Genomic DNA, 17,153 nt, shown 5'->3' on the forward strand with positions numbered 1-17,153 from the left:
GCCGAAAGCTAGCAGTCCGATCAGAAGGAGAGCCCGAAGCCGGCCGCGAAGTTCACGCCCTCTTTCGAGAAACCGAGGTCGAGGCGGAAGAGGACCGCACGCTCGATCGTCGCCCGGCCCCCGAATCCGTAGGTGTGGAGCACGCGCGAGTTGAAGAGATCGATCCCGTCTTCACCGACGCCGCCAGCCTCGTAGAAGACCGCGCCGCCGATCCGCTCGACGCGAATGTTCTTCCAGACCGTGAAGCCGCGCGGAACCACCCAGAAGCGGTACTCCGCGGCCGCCGCCCAGAGCGCATCGTCCCGCCAGCGCCCCGCGATGTAGCCGCGCTGGATCCGCGACCCGCCCAGGGTCGGACGCGCGTAGAAGGGGAGAGAGCCCGACGAGAGCTGCGTACGGAAATGCACGCCGAGACTGTCCGTGGGCGGATGTTCCTCCCCGGCATCGCCCCCGTCGTGCAGGAGCGGCGGCAGCGGGAAGACCTTGTCTGCCCGGATCGAGTAGATCGCGCCCACGGCGCCGAGGGACGAGAAGGTCGTATCGCCCTGGAGCACCGCGGCATCGACGCTCGCCGCGATCGCGTGCCCACGGTAGGGATTCCGTACGCTGTCGCGGGTATCCCAGGCGAGGCCTGCCCCGATCCAGCCGAGCGTCGTGCGATCCGCTTCCTCGAAGAGCTGCGCGGTCCGAGCGCTCACGAAGGGCGCCCCGAGATTCTCCGAGTCCGGCACGTTGTCGACCTGGCCGCCGCTCAGCCAATGGGTCTCGCTCCGCACGCCCGTCGAGAAGACGAAGTCGGAGAGCACCCCTTCGAGGGAATAGGCGATCCCGGCGTCGACGAAGAAGGTCTGGTCGGTGTAGCTGGTCTCGTTGCGCTCCCGCGTGTTCGGACCGATGCCGAAGAAGCGTCGGGTCAGCGTGTTCCGATAGCCCGCCGACAGGCGCACGAAGCTGCGCTCCTCCTGCAGCACGCCTCCGCTCGGCACTTCCTTCTGCTTGAGCCAGCGTCGCCAGCTCATCGAGTAGCTCTGCTGCCCCTCGGTCGAATAGGAGGCGAAGGCGCCGAGGAACTCGCGGCGACGCTGCTTGCGGAAGTCGATGTCCGCGATCCCGGCGCCGAAGCCCGCGCCGACGTCCGAGTTGAAGAAGACGATCGGGAAGACGATCGAAGAGACCAGGAAACGGTCGAAGACGTTGCCCGGCGGGATCCGGCTCTCGGGCAGGTAGCGCCAGCGATCCGGATGATCGACGTAGGCGCCCTTCTCGACCTTCGGGATCCGCCCGTCGGCGTCCATTCCCTCGAGCGGGTTGTAGCGGTCGGCGGCGACGGCCGGCGACGCGCAGACCACGAGGACGAGGAGCCCCGCGGCCCAGGCAGGAGAGAATCGCTGCAAACCCGTCCTCAGTCGCTCAACGGCTCGCGCATCGTCACGAACTCTTCCGCCGACGTCGGGTGGATCCCGATCGTGGCGTCGAAGTCGGCCTTGGTCGCGCCCGCCTTGATCGCGACGGCGAAGCCCTGGACGATCTCGCCGGCCTCGGGCCCCACCATGTGGAGCCCGACGACCTTGTCGCTGGCCCGGTCGACGATCAGCTTCATCATGGTCTTCTCTTCGCCGCCCGTGAGGGTGTGCTTGAGCGCTCGAAACGTCGATCGGTAGACGTCGACGGCGCCGAAACGCTCGCGCGCCTCCGCCTCGGTCAGCCCGACCGTCCCGCAGGGCGGTTGCGAGAACACCGCCGCCGGGACGTTCTCGTGGTCGGGAGACCGCGGGTTGCCGCCGAAGAGGGTCTCCGAGAGGCACACGCCCTCGTGGAGCGCGACGGGCGTCAGGTTGATCCGGTTGGTCACGTCGCCGATCGCCCAGATGCTCGGGACGTTCGTCCGCGAGTATGCGTCGACCTTGATCGCGCCATCGGGGCCGAGCTCGACGCCCACTTCCTCGAGACCGAGCTTCTCGACGTTGGGATGGCGCCCGGTCGCAAAGAGGATCAGATCGGCATCTAGGGTCGAGCCGTCGGTCAGCTGGGCCCGGATCCCCGAACCGTTCTCGGCGATCGCCGTCACGTTCGTCTCGAAGCGCAGGTCGATCCCGCGGCCCTGGATCTGCTCGGCCAGATGACTGCGCACGTCGTCGTCGAAGCCGCGCAGGAAGAGCGGTCCGCGATAGAGCTGGGTCACGTCGACCCCGAGCCCGTCGAAGATGCAGGCGAACTCGACGGCGATGTAGCCGCCCCCGACGACGATCGCCTTCTTCGGGAGCTGCTCGAGATGGAAGAGCTCGTTCGACGTCACGGCGAGCTCCCGCCCCGGGATGTCCGGCACCGTCGGCCAGCCGCCGGTCGCGACGAGGATGTTCTCGGTCGTGTAGCGCTTGCCCTCGACGTCGACCGTGTGCGGGTCGACGATCGTCGCCCGGCCCCAGATCGAGGTCACCCCGGCGCTCTCGAGGAGCCCGTCGTAGATCCCGTTCAGCCGCTCGATCTCCCTCGTCTTGTTGTCGCGAAGGGTCGGCCAGTCGAAGGCCGCTCCGTCCACGCGCCAGCCGAAGCCGCTGGTCGCGTCGTGCATCTCGTCGCGAAAATGCGAGGCATAGACGAAGAGCTTCTTGGGAACGCAGCCCACGTTCACGCAGGTCCCGCCCATGAAGCGGTCCTCCGCGACGGCGACCCGGGCGCCCTTCTGGGCCGAGAAGCGCGAGGCACGGACGCCTCCCGAGCCCGCCCCGATCACGAAGAGATCGAAATCCCGATCCGACACGACGTTCCTCCTGAAGCGCGCCCAGGCGCGGCCACGCTCGATGCGACCGACGATAGCCCGTCCGACCGCCTCTCATTCGCTCCGGCGAGTGGAACGGTTACTCTTCCGCGCCGCGGGCGTCCTCGCCCGCCGGCAGGAGGCGGCGTGGCCGAAACGAACGGACAGGAGAAGAAGCGGATTCCCGCCCTCGTGCTGTCGGGCTTCCTCGGTTCCGGCAAGACGACCCTCGTCCAGCGTCTGCTCGCCGACGCTGCCGAGCGCGGGATCCGGGTCGCGCTCATCTCGAATGAGCTCGGGGAGCTGGGCATCGACCGCGCCCTCCTCGGCCAGGGCGGCCAGTCCTACATCGAGCTCGAAGGCGGCTGCGTCTGCTGTGAGCTCTCCGACGACCTCCTCGAGACGCTGGTCGAGCTCGAACGCGAGATCCGGCCCGATCGCTTCGTGATCGAGACCTCGGGCGTCGCCCTTCCCTACGACACCCAGCTCAATTTCTGGCGCGAGCCGGCCTGCGACTTCATCGGTGACGACATGGCCGTCGTGGTCGTGAACGCCGACCAGCTCGCCGAGGGTCGGGACCTCGAGGGCACGTTCGAAGACCAGGTCCAGTCCGCGGATCTCCTCGTCCTGAACAAGGTCGATCTCGTCCCCGAAGCGGAGTGGCCGACGATCGAGGCGCGTCTGCGCGAGATCGAGCCCGAGGCCCCCATGGTTCGAGCGGTCCAGGGCGACGTCGATCTCGACCTGCTCTTTCCGCCGGACGCCGGCGAGCTCGACCGGCGAGGCCAAGCCCCCGCCCTGCGCCCGCACAGCCACGAGCATTTCGAGACCTCGGAGTGGAATCCCGAGCCCGGGATGACCGAGGACGCGATCGAGGAATACCTGGTGGCCGCGGATCTTCTCCGCGCGAAAGGCTTCGTCGAGACCGACGCCGGCGTTCGGTTGGTCCAGGTCGTCGGCCGCCGGGTCGAGATCACCGAGCCGACCGAGCCGGCCCCCGACGCGTTGATCGGTCGGGTCGTCCTGATCCGTCGGGCCGAGGGCGCCCACGATCACGACTGAGTGCTCCGCGCGTCGACCTAACGCGCGCGCTTCTTCGCGGCCTTCTTCTTCCCCGCGCGCTTGCCGGCCGCATTCTTCGCCGCCTTCCTGCCCGCGACCGCCGCGCGCGATCGCGGACCGCCCCCTCCGGCGCTCGCTTCCTCCGCCATGCGTTTCTTCGATGCGGCCCAGCCGCAGATCGGACACGTGGAAAGATCGTGTCCGCGCGCGGGGCAGTACTCTCGACCGAAATAGATCATCGACAGATGCAGGCGCGACCACGCCTCGCGCGGGAACACGGCCTTGAGGTCCCGTTCGGTCTTCTCGACGCTCTTGCCGTCGGAAAGGCCCCAGCGCGCGGCGAGGCGGTGGATGTGCGTGTCGACCGGGAACGCCGGCGTGTCGAAAGCCTGGATCAGCACGACGCTGGCCGTCTTGTGACCGACACCCGGGAGCGCCTCGAGCGCCTCCATGTCCGCCGGGACGGCGCCTCCGTGATCCCGGACCAGGATCTCGGACATCGCCCTCAGGTTCTTCGCTTTGCCCGGCGCCAGCCCGCAGGACCGGATCTCCGCGAGGATCTGCTTCTCGGTCAGCTTCGCCATCTCGGCCGGCGTCCGCGCCCGCGCGAAGAGCCCCGGCGTGACCTGGTTCACCCGCTCGTCGGTCGTCTGGGCGGAGAGCGCGACCGCCACCAGGAGCGTGAACGGATCTTCGTGATCGAGGGGGATCGGCGGCTCGGGGTAGAGCTCGTCGAGCATCGTCAGGATCCGAGAGGCCTTCTCGGCGCGCTTCATCCGGGGAACCTCGAGCCAGGGAATCGGCCCGCAGAATAGGCGAATGCGCTGCCCTCGGCGTGGGGAGTCAGTAACCTAGGCCCCGAACCGCGAACCCCATGGACTCCTCTTGGCGAACGACGACGCCGCCGACCCCACCGGCACCCCAGAGACCTCGGAAGAAGCGCAGAGCGAATTCCCGGCCCCGGTGTGGAGCCGCGGGGAGCCGGGGGTCGCGGGCGCGACCCACGTCGGGGTGGTCCGTGAGGTGAACCAGGACGCCTTCGGTCGTTTCGACGATCCCGATCGAGGCGAGATCCTGCTGGTGGTCGCCGACGGCCTCGGTGGACATCGCGGCGGCGAGGTCGCGAGCCGGATGGCGGTCGACCAGCTCGGCGAGTTCGTGCTCACGGAGAAGGGGGACGGGCCGGCGCGTCTCGAACAGGCGATCGTCCACGCCAACGACGCCATCCTCGCCGCGAGCCGCGAAGATCTCACCCTCGACGGGATGGGGACCACGGTGGTCTGCCTCCTGCTCGCCGAAGAAGGCCCCTCGACCGTCGCCCACGTCGGCGACTCCCGCCTCTATCGGCTCCGCGGAGAGGCGATCGAACAGCTGACGGAAGACCACTCCCTCGTCGCCACCCTCGTTCGCGAGGGCGTCCTCGCGCCGGAAGAGGCGCGCGAGGACCCTCGCCGCAACCAGATCCTCCGCGCGCTCGGCGTGCGGGAGGACGTCGAGGTCGACCTCGCCCGCGTCGAGCTCGACGCGGGCGATCAGTACCTGCTCTGCTCCGACGGGTTGCACGGCATGATCGAGGACGACGCCATCGCCGACGTCTGCCACGCCTACGCCCGACCCGAGACGGTGGTCGAACGGCTGATCGAAGCCGCGAACCACGCCGGCGGGACCGACAACGTGACCTGCATGCTCGCGAAGGTGCCCGCTCCGATGAAGGAGCCCGGCCTCCTCGACAAGGCGAGTGCGCTCTTCGAGTCGACCCGCTCGGTGTTCACGCGTCGACCGGCGCCCTCCGCCGAAGACGATTGATGGCGGACGCGCGCCCCCTGATCGACTGGGTACCGGAAGGCGGCCTCGCCGACGCGGACGCGATCCTGGATCGCTTCTCCCGCTGGGCCGAGGATCGCGGCCTCGAGCTCTACGACGCCCAGGAAGAGGCGCTGCTCGAGCTCATGACGAATCACCACGTGGTCCTGAGCACGCCGACCGGCTCCGGCAAATCCCTCGTCGCCGCGGGCCTCCACTTCAAGGCGATGTGCGAGGGCCGACGCTCCTTCTACACGGCCCCCATCAAGGCGCTGGTCAGCGAGAAGTTCTTCGATCTCTGCGAGACCTTCGGTGCCGAGAACGTGGGGATGCTGACCGGGGACGCCGCGATCAACTGGGCGGCGCCCATCATCTGCTGTACCGCCGAGGTCCTGGCGAACATGGCGCTCCGGCAGGGGAACGAGACCGACGCGCCCTACGTCGTGATGGACGAGTTCCATTACTTCGCGGACCGCGATCGGGGTTGGGCGTGGCAGGTCCCGCTGCTGATCCTCGAGAAGAGCCGCTTTCTCCTGATGTCCGCGACCCTCGGCAACACGGCGCCGATCGAGGAGCGGATCGAAGCGATCACCGGTCGCGACGTCGCCCACGTCCACAGCGACGAGCGTCCGGTTCCCCTCGACTGGAGCTACCGCGAGACCCCACTGCTCGAGACCGTCGAGGGCCTCCTCGCCAGTGATCGCCAGCCGATCTACATCGTCCACTTCACCCAACGCGAGGCCGCGGAGCAGGCCCAGGGCCTCACCTCGGGAAAGATCACCGACAAGGCCGAGAAGAAGGCACTGGCTGAAGCGATCGGAGACTTCCGCTTCGACTCGCCCTACGGCAAGGACGTCAAACGCTTCCTCCAGTTCGGCATCGGCCTCCACCACGCGGGCCTCCTCCCGAAGTACCGCCTGCTCGTCGAGCAGCTCGCCCAACGCGGGCTCCTCAAGGTGATCTGCGGAACGGACACCCTCGGCGTCGGCGTGAACGTCCCGATCCGGACCGTCCTCTTCACCGGCCTCTCGAAATTCGACGGGGAGAAAGTGGGGATCCTCTCCGTCCGGGACTTCAAGCAGATCGCGGGCCGGGCCGGCCGACGCGGCTTCGACACCCAGGGCAGCGTCGTCTGCCAGGCGCCGGAGCACGTGATCGAGAACCTGCGGGCCGCCGCGAAGGCCGCGGCCAAGGGCGGGGGCAAGAAGAAGGACAAGAAGAAGCCGCCGCCGAAGGGCTTCGTCTCCTGGTCGCGGGAGACCTTCGAGCAGCTCGCGGAGAAGCCGCCGGAGACGCTGCGTTCCCAGTTCAAGCTGTCCCACGCGACGCTCGTCGCGCTCCTGCAGCGCGGCGAGGAGCAAGCGCTGCCGGGATCCGGCTACCGGGAGCTGATCGCGCTGATCGACGCGAGCTTCGAATCGCCGGTCCGCAAGAAGCGTCTGCGCCGCGAGGCGGCGGTCCTCTTCCGCTCCCTGCGCAAGGCGGAGATCGTCCGGATCGAGGACGGGCGCGCGCGGGTCGATGCCGATCTCCAGCGCGATTTCAATCTCCACCACACGCTCTCGCTCTATCTGGTCGACGCCGTCGCCGCCCTGGACCCGGCGAGCGACGACTATGCGGTCGACGTGCTCAGCTGCGTCGAGGCGATCCTCGAGAATCCACGCGCCCTGCTGCAGGCACAGGTCCGTCAGAAGAAGTCCGAGCTGATCGCCGAGCTCAAGGCCGACCGCGTGCCCTACGAGGAGCGGATGGAGAAGCTCGAAGGTGTGACCTGGGACCGTCCGAACGCGGAATTCCTTCATCAGACCTTCGACGTCTTCCGGGAGCACCATCCCTGGGTCGGGGACGAAGCGCTCGCCCCGAAGTCGATCGCGCGCGAGATGTGGGAGGCGTTCCTCTCGTTCGAGGATTTCGTCAAGCGCTACGGGATCGCGCGAATGGAAGGGGTCTTCCTGCGCTATGTCTCGCAGGTGCACTCGACGCTCTCGCGCAACCTGCCCGAGAGCGCGCGCAACGACGAGGTCGAAGAGGTCATCGCCTATCTGCGCGCGATGCTCGCGCGGATCGACTCGAGCCTCGTCGAGGAGTGGGAGAGCCTCGTCCATCCCGGCGAAGCGAAGCCCTCCGAGAAGGAGGTGGTCCCGGAGCGTGCGCCCCGGCGCCTCGATCGGAAGGCCTTCGACGCGCGCGTGCGAGCAGAGCTCCATCAGGTCGTGCAGGCGCTCGCGCGAGGCGATTACGAGGGCGCCGCCGCCTGCGTGGCCGAGGGACCGGAGGCCTGGGACGCCGCGCGCTTCGAAGCGGAGCTCGCACCCGCGCTCGAAGCGCTCGGATCGATTCGCGTCGATCCGGAAGCCCGCCGCGGCCATTGGACGCGGATCGAGGCCGAGGGCGAGCTCCGCTTCGCGATCACGCAGACGCTGATCGACGATGCCGGCGAAGGCGCGGCGACGATCGAAGCTCGGGTGGATCTCGAGGCGCCGCAGATGCCGGCGGGACCGATGCTCTCGATGGCCTCGATTCGAGACTGACGCGAGCGCTGCGACGCGACGCTTTCGCTACGGAATCAACGCGGCCCGATGGAGTCGGCTCGCCTCGCCTTCCGTGAGTCCTTCGCCCTCGAGCTCGCCGAAGACCGCGAGCTCCGGACCGTCGACGCCGTCGAAGCGGGTGTCGAACGCCCGTGGATCGCCGGCGCTCGCCACGCGCGCGAGACACGCCCCGACCAGGGACTTGAGCGCGGGGCTCGACTCGCCCAGACCTTCGAAGCGGACGAGGAAGCGCGAGGCGCCCCCTTCGTACTGCCAGCGCACGGCGCGCAGCAGCCGGTCGCCGGTCTGACTCGCGGCGAAACCCGGCCCGTCACTTTCGAGACGCATCGCCGCGTCCACGACCGACGCGATCGGCGCCTCCGCGAGGAGGTCGCGCGCGATCTCGTCCGCCCACTCGACGAGTCCGGTCTCCCCGCCGAGCTGTCCCGCCGCCAGCTCGACCAGGGCCTCGACTTCGTCGATGCCGGCCCAATCGGTGACCGCGATCGAGTGCTCGACCCAGGCCCGCGCCTCCGTGGACAGCACGTCGAGATCGTCCTCGTCGAGCTTCCCGCTCTCGGTCCAATCGGCGAGACGGCGCGCGATCGGCCGGATCAGCAGGCCGGAGAATTCGACGGGCGAGGCAACAGCGGACATAGCGGGCTCCGATCCGGGGAGGAGTCCCTGGTCGGATCGGCGCCCCCGGCTCCGCGCTTGAGCGGCGCCCTCCCGCCGGGGATCAATCCTTCGCGTAGGTCTCGAGGGTCGACGTGTACTCCGGGAAGCCCACGATCGACCGCAGGTGCTCGAACGAGAAACGCGGCGGCGGTGCGCCCTTTCCGGCCAGCGCCGTGAGTGCGTCCTCCATCGCGCGCATCGCGCTCGAGAGCAGCGTGAGCGGATAGGCGGCGATCCGGAAGCCGATCTCCTCGAGCCGGGCGGGAGAGAGCTCCGGCGTGTCCCCGTCCTCCACGATGTTGGCCATCTTCGGGAGCGGGGGGAGCGCGCGGCAGAGCGTCTCCATCTCTGCCTCGCTCTGCGGCGCCTCGAGAAAGAGGATGTCGGCGCCGAGGTCCGCGAAGATCCGGCAGCGCTCGATCGCCTCCTCGAGCCCATGACCGAAACGCGCGTCGGTCCGGGCCATGATCAGGACGTCGGCCCCGGCCTCTCGAGCATCGACCGCGGCCCGCAGCCTCCGCGTCGCCTCGTCGCGGTCGACGACCTCCTTGCCCCGCGTGTGCCCGCACCGCTTCGGCGCGACCTGATCCTCGATCATCGCCGCCGCGAACCCGGCCCGCGCGTAGCCCTCGACCGTGCGGCGCACGTTCATCTCGTTGCCGTAGCCGGTGTCGGCGTCCCCGATCACCGGGATGTCGACGGCGTCGCAGACGTTGCGTCCCGTGTCGAGGATCTCGCCATAGGAGATGAGCCCGGTATCGGGCATCCCGAGACGGGCGGCCGAGACGGCGAAGCCGCTCATGAACGCGAGGTCGAAGCCCGCCCGCTCGATCATCTTCGCCGAAAGGGCGTCGAAGCAGCTGGGGGTCACGTACAGGCGGTCTTCCGCCAACAGCGTGCGCAATCGATCGGCGGGGCTTCCGGGTCCAGGCATCTCGCCTCCTCGGTCGACCGATGCGTCGGCGCACCGGGCCGGGAAGACTAGCCCGCCGGCGTCCTAGACGGACGAATCGAGCGCCATCGGCGCGCGCGGAAGCTCGACGGCGACGCTGGTGCCCCGCCCCGGCTCGGAGGACACGCGGATCTCGCCGCCGTGGGCCTTCACGATGTGATAGGAGATCGCGAGTCCGAGCCCGGTCCCCTTGCCCACCGGCTTCGTGGTGAAGAAGGGATCGAAGATCCGGTCGAGGGCTTCCGGGTCGATCCCACAGCCGTCGTCCTCCACGTGGAGGAACGCCCTTCCATCCTGGGCTGCCACGGCGACGACGACGTTGTTTCCGCCCAGCTCACCGCCGTGGGCCTGGAACGCGTTCACGAGAAGGTTCGTCACGACCCGCTCGATCTCGGCGTAGTGGCAGAGGATCTCGACGTCGGGATCCACGCGCACCTCGATCTCGATTCCGGGCGGCGCCTGGACCCGAGCGATCCGGACCGCTCGCTCCACGATCTGGTCGAGCGCGTGGGGAGCGAAGGCATCGCGTTCGGTCTCCCCGGAGAAGCCCGCGACCTCGCGCACGATCGAGAAGATCCGGTCGGCGCCTTCGACGCACTCGTCGACCAGCTCCCGCCCCTCTTCGATCGCCTCGCCGCACTCCTCGTCCACGCCGGCCAGGTAGGCGAGATCGCCCGCACTGCCCCAGTCGAGGGCGAGACCGGTGAACTCGTCCTGGAGTCGCGCCGCCGGCTCTCTGATCGAGGTGGAGATCGCGGCGGAGAGGTCGCCGACGGCCGCGAGACGCGCGGAGACGACGAGCTGCCGCTGGAGCGAGACGATCTCGCGTCGATCACGCAGCACATAGGCGGACCCGAAATGGCGACTGCGCCCCTGACAGGGCACGGGTGCCGACAGGACGACGGGCACGATCTCCCCGATCCGGGTGCGAACGTGCGCCAGGCGCGACCCCTCGTTGCTGGGCGATCGCCTCGCGGCCGAGGACAGCTCGGGGAGCCACCTCTCGGCGAGCTGTCCGAGGACCCTCGGTTCGGGCTCTCCGACCCAGCGGAGAAAGGCCCGGTTCGCGTCACGGATCCGCCCCTCGTCGTCGACGAGGATCACCCCGTCCTCGAGGGTGTCGAGGATCTCGCGGGCGAAGGCCTCCGCCGAGATCAGCGAGTGTCCGAATCGACGCAGCGCCCAGGTCACCGCAAGCCCGACCCCCGCCAGCAGCGCGGTCGTGACGCCCACCGCTTCGACGCCCGCGATCGGGAGCGCGACCGCGGTCAGGGTCCCGCAGACGAGCGCGGTCGAGATCCCGAAGAAGACGATCCGGGCGAGGAGCTGCTGCCCACCGCCGTCCCCGCTTCGGAGCACGCTCCGCCAGGAGGCGAGCACGGCGACCAGCGGGGTCGCCATCAGCAGGTAGGCCGCGGCCATGCCCGGGCCGAACTCCGCGTTCCAGCCGATCGAGATCTCCCGAGCACCTCGAATCACCAGGTCGGTGCCGGTCGCGATCGGAAGCAGGATCACGAGCCCCGCATAGCAGATCGGGAGCAGGCGACGGAGCGCACGGCTGTCCATGGTCGACAGGGTGAGCGAGGCATGCGCGCACAGCGTGCCGAGGGGAATCCAGCCGATCGACATGAACCGGAGATAGCGCGTGGCCGTGTCGGGATCGGCGGTCTGGTAGAGGAAGAACTCGAGCAGCGCCCAGTAGGCGTTGCAGAGGAGGAAGGCTGCGATCAGCCGATTCGCCTTGAGGCCGTGGTCGCGGGCGAGCAGACCGGCCGCGAGGGCGACGGACACGACGGCGCAAGCGGCCTTGAAGAGTGAGAAGGCCATCATCGAAGCGCCTCCTCCTCGCCCCACGCGACGAGCGGAATCGCGAGCTCGATGCGGAGCGCGGACGGGCCGCCCTCGGTGACCGCGAGCCGCCCTCCGAGCTGCTGAATCAGCTCGGCCGTCGTCGTCAGACCGAAGTCCGGCGGGTCGACGCTCGCGGGAACCACGGCCCCGACGGATTCGAGGCGGGACCGGAGTGCGGCCCCCGACGCGTCGAGCGGCTGGGCGGCGAGGCCGACGGTGAGCTCGCGCCCGTCCGTCCGGAGGGCGACGTCGATCGACCCGCCCTTCTCCGTCCCTTCCGCCAGCGATCGAAGCAGCACGAGCAGGATCTGCTTGAGCTCCTGACCTGCGTCGAAGCGATCGTCGACGGAGACGTGGACGATCTGCAGGGCAACGTCTTCGCCGCGCTGCATGCGCGCGAGACGAAGCGCGCCCTCGACGATGGCCTCTGGATCACGACCGCCCTGACCCGCTCCGCCCACGTGCGCGAACTCCCGGACGTCGACGACGACCTGCGCGACGTGATCGAGGCGCGCGCGCGCCCGCGCGACCCGCTCGTCGACCCGGTCGAACACGCCGGTCTGGTCGAGGCCGATCGTCGAACCGGAAGCGGCCCGGCGCAGCTCCTCCGTCCGCTCGGCGAGCAGGTTCAGGTCGGCACGGACGAAGGCCACGGGATTGTTCACCTCGTGGGCGATGCCCGCGGCGAGCTCACCGATCGCCGCGAGGCGACCCGAGGAGAGGAGCTTCCGCCGGAGGTCGTCGATCTCGCGACGATCGCGGACCGCGACGACGACGCCGACGGCACGGCCGCTGCGACTGCGTGCGATGCTCGAGGAGAGCGAGACCGGGAAGGACGTGCCGTTCGCTCCGTGCAGACTCGACGCCCGATCCTCGACGCCCTCGAGAATCCGATCGAGGGGCGCATCGAGCAGTCGCGACAGAGAGAGGCCGACGAGCTCCACGGGCGGACGACCGGCCATCTCCGGGAAGCGGGCATTGGTCGTCAGGATGCGGCCCTCGAGGTCGACGAGGGCGACCCCGTCCCGGAGCTCCGCGAGGATCTTCCGCGCGACGCCCCGCGGCGTGAGCATCAGGTCCTCGGTCTCGTGGAGAACCAGCATCCAGACCATGGCCGAGGCCAGCGCGGCGCCGAGCGCGCCGAGGCGCGGAACGGGGATCTCGAGGAGCGGAAGCAGGAGCTCCGTCGGCATCGCGATCCCGATCGACAGCCCCATGCAGACGCGCAGCCCGAATACGCGCTTCCGGTCGGCGGCCGCGTTGCCCTCCCGCGGCCGGATCCGCGCGGCGAGAACCGCCGAGTAGACCGGCAGGATCAGCCCGATCGGGATCAGGGCGATCGAGACCGGGCCGTAGCGCGGCATCCAGCCATACCAGGTGGGAACCATCTCGAGGATCACCCCGGGCATGAACGCCGCACCGACGCCGATCGCGAGGCAGACGACCGCCGAGCGAATGACCAACCCCTCGAGCCGCGCGCGGGACTGCGGGAGCATCTGCGCCACGACCCAGAGCACCGAGGGCCCCACCAGGAGCGGACCGACGTGCGCCCAGGCCATGAAGCGCAGCGCCCGCTCGGCGTCGGTCTCCATGCTGGTCAGCAGGTCGACCAGGGCCCAGAGCCCGATCGACCCGAAGAGCGCGCCCATCGATCGCGTGGCGCGACGCTCGGAGTCCCAGGCGAGCGAGACCGCAGCAAACGCCGCCGACACGAGAATCGCCATCAAGGGAAGGACCGAATAGTCGACCACGGGATCTCCGGGACAGGGCTCCGGCAATCTCATCGGGTTCGGTCCGGACGCGCTTGACGAATCCGGGCGCCGCTGCGTCCCGGCTGCGCATCGAATGCGCGCCGGACGGGCCGGCGGTCAGGTCAGGACCGCCGATCCGGGATTCTCTACCCTGCGTGCCTCATGCACAGCGCACTCGAAGAGCTCCTTGCCACCCTCGATCTCGAAGCCCTCGAGCTGAACCTCTTCCGCGGCCAGCAGCCCGACGAGGACCGCCAGCGGGTCTTCGGCGGACAGGTCGCCGCCCAGGCCCTCGTCGCGGCGGGCCGGACCGTGGAGGGCCGCGTCCTCCACTCGCTCCACGCCTACTTCCTGCGCCCCGGCGATCCGCGGATCCCGATCATCTACCAGGTCGAACGCACCCGCGACGGGCGCACCTTCACGACCCGACGCGTGAGCGCGGTCCAGCACGGCCGACCGATCTTCACCCTCAGCGCGTCCTTCCAGATCGAGGAGGAGAGCTTCGATCACCAGAAGAAGATGCCCGAAGTGCCCGAGCCGGAGTCCCTCGAGGACTGGCAGACGAACATGCGGAAGACGATCGCAGCGCGTTCCGACCGCGACTCCCACCGCAACCTCGAAGAGTGGGTCGAGCGCCCCCGCGCGATCGAGAGCCGGCACGTCGAGCCGATGGACTATTTCGGCGGCGTCCAGCCCCCGACCCACGACATCTGGCTCCGAGCCGTCGGCGCGCTCCCCGACGATCCGCTGATCCACCAGTGCATCGTGGCCTACGCATCGGACATGACGCTCATCGACACGGCCGCGAGACCCCACCCGATCGACCTCTTCGACGCGGGCCTCGAGACCGCGAGCCTCGACCACGCGATGTGGTTCCATCGCCCGCTCCGCGCAGACGAGTGGCTCCTCTACTCGCAAGAGAGCCCGTCGATGTCCGGCGCCCGCGGGCTCACCAACGGCCACTTCTTCCGGCGCGACGGCGTGCTCGTCGCCTCCGTCGTCCAGGAAGGGCTCTTCCGCACGAAGAACTGACGAGCCCGCGCCCGGCGCCGGCCGGCGGCGCCGCCGATGCGCCGGGCCCGCCGCCGCGGCGGGCCCGTTCGCCGCCCCGCCCACGCGCCAGGTGCGATGCGAACGCGGCGGGCAGTCGGTGAGTGCTCCGACCGCACGAGCGGCAGGCGCGCCCGGATCGGCGCGAACGCGCCGGTGCCTGCACGGCGAGCAGTCTGCCGCACACGCGAGCACCCGGGTCGTGCAGGGAATCGCCCAGATCTGCCCGTCCGCCGGGCAGGTGTGATGCGCCCATGAGCAATCCGCGCCTCCGGACACGAAATCCACGACCCCGGTTGTGCCTCTATCGGCTCAACTGAGCTGCGAGAACCGGAGGATCCACCCGAGACGGAATTGGCACGGGCCTTGCTCATAGGTGTGACAACCGTTTCGAGCGATCGCCGTCAAGGGGACGGGGAACCCACGCGAGTCAGCGCTCGAAGCAAAGAAAATGTCCCACACCCGATCCAAAACCCCACTGGAGTCCAACCCCATGTCCCGGAAGTTTCTTCTCACCGCGGCGATGGTCGCCTGCAGCCTCGCGCCGAGCGTCGCGATGGCCGACGAGATCTCTCCCGCACTCTTCACGGCGAACAACGTCTGGATGATGTTGGCCGCCGCGCTCGTGTTCATCATGCACCTCGGCTTCGCCATGGTCGAGTCGGGTCTGACCCGCGCGAAGAACACGACGAACATCCTGTTCAAGAACACGTTCATCATCTGCGCGGGCATCCTGACCTACTTCCTGTGCGGCTTCAATCTGATGTACCCCGGCGAGTTCAACGGCTTCTTCGGCTTCGCCGGCTTCGGCATCGGCGCCGGCTTCGAGGAAGGCGCGAACACGCCGGCCTACGCGGACGGTGGCTACACCTACTGGACCGACTTCCTCTTCCAGGCGATGTTCGCGGCGACCGCCGCGACGATCGTCTCGGGCGCGGTCGCCGAGCGCATCAAGCTCGGCTCCTTCATGATCTTCTCCGCGATCTTCGTGGCGCTGGTCTACCCGATCGCGGGCTCCTGGAAGTGGGGCGGTGGGTTCCTCGACGGCATGGGCTTCTACGACTTCGCCGGCTCGACCCTCGTGCACTCCGTGGGCGGCTGGGGCGCGCTGATCGGCGCGCTCGTCCTCGGCCCGCGCCTCGGCAAGTACACGAAGCAGGGCGCGATCATGCCGATCCCCGGTAGCTCGATGCCGCTGACCACGGTCGGTGTCTTCCTGCTCTGGCTCGGATGGTTCGGATTCAACGGCGGCTCGGTGCTCTCGGCCGATCCGACCCTGACCTCCTTCACCCTCGTCACGACCTGTCTCGCGGCGGCCGCGGGCGGCATCGGCGCGATGATCGCGTATACGTTCATCAGCTCGAAGCCCGATCTCTCGATGGCCCTGAACGGCATCCTCGCCGGTCTCGTGGGCATCACGGCGGGTGCGGACGTCATCAACCCGAACATGGCGATCGTCGTCGGCGTGATCGCCGGCATGCTGGTCGTCGGCTCGGTCGTGACCTTCGACAAGCTCAAGATCGACGACCCGGTCGGTGCGATCTCGGTCCACCTCACCTGCGGCATCTGGGGCACTCTCGCGGTCGGCATCTTCTCGACCAACCCCGAGCACAGCATCGTCACCCAGGCGATCGGCGTGGCGGCCTACGCGGTCTTCACGGTGGCCTGTGCCGCGGCGATCTTCCTCACGCTCAAGGCGACCGTCGGTCTCCGGGTCAGCGAAGAGGAAGAGCTCGAGGGCCTCGACCTCGGCGAGCACGGCATGCACGCCTACGACCTCGCGGGCTCCCCGGGCTTCATGGAAGACTCGGGCCCGCCGGCCGGCGCGCGCCTCGCCACCAGCTCTCTCGCAACGAGCGAGAACTAAGCATCCCTACCCCCGTCACCGGGGGGCGTGAAGCGTCCCCCGGTGACCCTCCCCCGAAGACTCGGGAACGGAGTACCAAGCCATGAAGAAGATCGAAGCGATCATCAAGCCCTTCAAGCTCGACGACGCAAAAGAGGGCCTGGCCGCCGCTGGCATCCAGGGCCTGACCGTCAGCGAAGTGAAGGGCTTCGGGCGACAGAAGGGACACACGGAGCTCTACCGCGGAGCGGAGTACGTGGTCGACTTCCTCCCCAAGCTGAAGCTCGAAGTCGTCGTCGCCGACGACATGGCGGAGAAGGTCGTCCTGGCCCTCCAGGAAGCCTGCCAGACCGGCAAGATCGGTGACGGCAAGATCTTCGTCCTGCCCGTCGAGGACGCGGTCCGGATCCGGACCGGCGAGCACGGCGACGCGGCGGTCGACGCAGGCGCGAGCTAGTCGAACCACCGCCGCTTCGGCACGAAACGGGGCCGGCGTTCCTTCGGGAGCGCCGGCCCTTCTCGTTGCGGGCGACGGCAGGGAGTCCCGACCGCGAAGGCCTGCTCAGAAAACTAGACGTGGACCGATGATTGCGCCTCTCTCGACCGCACCCAGATAGGAGACGCCTCCTCCCGTCCCATCTCTCTAGATCGCGAACCTCGCCCGATGCTCTCGGCAGTGCTCGATCGCCCGCGTCCGGATCCGACCGAAGTAACACTCCGCCAGCCAGCCCCGGACCGAAGCGATCCGCCCCGCGAACAGCCGCTCACGAAGCACGTCCTTCACCTCCAGCGCCCGCCTCGTGATCCCCAACGCCTGCGCCGGTGTCCCTTTCCTTCGGTTTTCCGACCGATCCTTCATGTAGTTTCGCCA

At 68.9% G+C, this 17,153-nt stretch carries 14 protein-coding genes; 6 read left to right on the plus strand and 8 right to left on the minus strand.

Annotation, left to right across the window (positions count from 1 at the left end; translation table 11 throughout):
- Positions 1-20: 20 nt before the first annotated feature.
- Positions 21-1,394, minus strand: coding sequence for a BamA/TamA family outer membrane protein (locus NXI30_27080; protein MCR9097900.1), 1,374 nt, complete (start codon positions 1,392-1,394; stop codon positions 21-23).
- A gap of 8 nt (positions 1,395-1,402) precedes the next feature.
- Positions 1,403-2,761: a glutathione-disulfide reductase gene (gene gor, locus NXI30_27085; GenBank protein MCR9097901.1), complete on the minus strand. Its 1,359-nt coding sequence runs from the start codon at positions 2,759-2,761 to the stop codon at positions 1,403-1,405.
- 144 nt (positions 2,762-2,905) lie between these two features.
- On the opposite strand from gor, the gene NXI30_27090 reads away from it, so the two are divergent.
- A complete protein-coding gene (locus NXI30_27090) occupies positions 2,906-3,820 on the plus strand; it encodes a GTP-binding protein (GenBank protein MCR9097902.1) in 915 nt (304 codons plus the stop codon).
- A 17-nt stretch (positions 3,821-3,837) separates the two neighbouring features.
- On the opposite strand, the gene nth is transcribed toward NXI30_27090, so the two are convergent.
- Entirely contained in the window at positions 3,838-4,596 is a 759-nt protein-coding gene (gene nth / locus NXI30_27095; GenBank protein MCR9097903.1) for an endonuclease III, read from the minus strand.
- 109 nt (positions 4,597-4,705) lie between these two features.
- Between nth and NXI30_27100 the strand changes: the two genes are divergently transcribed.
- Entirely contained in the window at positions 4,706-5,626 is a 921-nt protein-coding gene (locus tag NXI30_27100) for a Stp1/IreP family PP2C-type Ser/Thr phosphatase (protein ID MCR9097904.1), read from the plus strand.
- Positions 5,626-8,154, plus strand: coding sequence for a DUF3516 domain-containing protein (locus tag NXI30_27105; protein MCR9097905.1), 2,529 nt, complete (start codon positions 5,626-5,628; stop codon positions 8,152-8,154). Before NXI30_27100 ends, NXI30_27105 begins: the two co-directional genes overlap by 1 nt.
- Positions 8,155-8,181: 27 nt before the next feature.
- Here the strand turns inward: NXI30_27105 and NXI30_27110 are convergent, their stop codons facing one another.
- The 4 genes from NXI30_27110 to NXI30_27125 form a co-directional block, all read right to left on the minus strand.
- Positions 8,182-8,811, minus strand: coding sequence for a hypothetical protein (locus NXI30_27110; protein MCR9097906.1), 630 nt, complete (start codon positions 8,809-8,811; stop codon positions 8,182-8,184).
- 82 nt (positions 8,812-8,893) lie between these two features.
- Entirely contained in the window at positions 8,894-9,766 is an 873-nt protein-coding gene (locus NXI30_27115) for an isocitrate lyase/PEP mutase family protein (GenBank protein ID MCR9097907.1), read from the minus strand.
- 63 nt (positions 9,767-9,829) lie between these two features.
- Positions 9,830-11,614 (minus strand): ATP-binding protein, encoded by a 1,785-nt coding sequence (locus NXI30_27120; GenBank protein MCR9097908.1) that lies wholly within the window; start codon positions 11,612-11,614, stop codon positions 9,830-9,832.
- The gene (locus tag NXI30_27125; protein MCR9097909.1) at positions 11,611-13,386 is read right to left on the minus strand and encodes a PAS domain-containing protein; all 1,776 of its coding nucleotides are present in this window, start codon (positions 13,384-13,386) and stop codon (positions 11,611-11,613) included. Before NXI30_27125 ends, NXI30_27120 begins: the two co-directional genes overlap by 4 nt.
- A gap of 162 nt (positions 13,387-13,548) precedes the next feature.
- On the opposite strand from NXI30_27125, the gene tesB reads away from it, so the two are divergent.
- The 3 genes from tesB to NXI30_27140 all read left to right on the plus strand — a co-directional run bounded on the left by tesB (position 13,549) and on the right by NXI30_27140 (position 16,739).
- Positions 13,549-14,418, plus strand: coding sequence for an acyl-CoA thioesterase II (tesB, locus tag NXI30_27130; protein MCR9097910.1), 870 nt, complete (start codon positions 13,549-13,551; stop codon positions 14,416-14,418).
- A gap of 511 nt (positions 14,419-14,929) precedes the next feature.
- The gene (locus tag NXI30_27135) at positions 14,930-16,303 is read left to right on the plus strand and encodes an ammonium transporter (GenBank protein ID MCR9097911.1); all 1,374 of its coding nucleotides are present in this window, start codon (positions 14,930-14,932) and stop codon (positions 16,301-16,303) included.
- A gap of 82 nt (positions 16,304-16,385) precedes the next feature.
- Positions 16,386-16,739 carry a P-II family nitrogen regulator gene (locus tag NXI30_27140; protein ID MCR9097912.1) on the plus strand — a complete coding sequence of 118 codons (354 nt, stop codon included), beginning with the start codon at positions 16,386-16,388 and terminating at the stop codon, positions 16,737-16,739.
- Between the two features lie 186 nt (positions 16,740-16,925).
- Here the strand turns inward: NXI30_27140 and NXI30_27145 are convergent.
- A partial coding sequence (locus tag NXI30_27145) for a hypothetical protein (GenBank protein ID MCR9097913.1) occupies positions 16,926-17,153 on the minus strand: 228 nt, incomplete at its 5' end.

The sequence above is a fragment of the bacterium genome (assembly GCA_024742285.1).
Lineage (GTDB): Bacteria > Myxococcota_A > UBA9160 > UBA9160 > UBA4427 > UBA4427.

Excerpts from the sequence above, each read along its gene's own strand:
- nth (MCR9097903.1), bottom strand. The coding sequence starts at position 4,596 with ATGAAGCGCGCCGAGAAGGCCTCTCGGATCCTGACGATGCTCGACGAG.
- NXI30_27105 (MCR9097905.1), top strand. The coding sequence starts at position 5,626 with ATGGCGGACGCGCGCCCCCTGATCGACTGGGTACCGGAAGGCGGCCTC.
- NXI30_27110 (MCR9097906.1), bottom strand. The coding sequence starts at position 8,811 with ATGTCCGCTGTTGCCTCGCCCGTCGAATTCTCCGGCCTGCTGATCCGG.
- NXI30_27115 (MCR9097907.1), bottom strand. The coding sequence starts at position 9,766 with ATGCCTGGACCCGGAAGCCCCGCCGATCGATTGCGCACGCTGTTGGCG.
- NXI30_27120 (MCR9097908.1), bottom strand. The coding sequence starts at position 11,614 with ATGATGGCCTTCTCACTCTTCAAGGCCGCTTGCGCCGTCGTGTCCGTC.
- tesB (MCR9097910.1), top strand. The coding sequence starts at position 13,549 with ATGCACAGCGCACTCGAAGAGCTCCTTGCCACCCTCGATCTCGAAGCC.
- NXI30_27135 (MCR9097911.1), top strand. The coding sequence starts at position 14,930 with ATGTCCCGGAAGTTTCTTCTCACCGCGGCGATGGTCGCCTGCAGCCTC.
- NXI30_27140 (MCR9097912.1), top strand. The coding sequence starts at position 16,386 with ATGAAGAAGATCGAAGCGATCATCAAGCCCTTCAAGCTCGACGACGCA.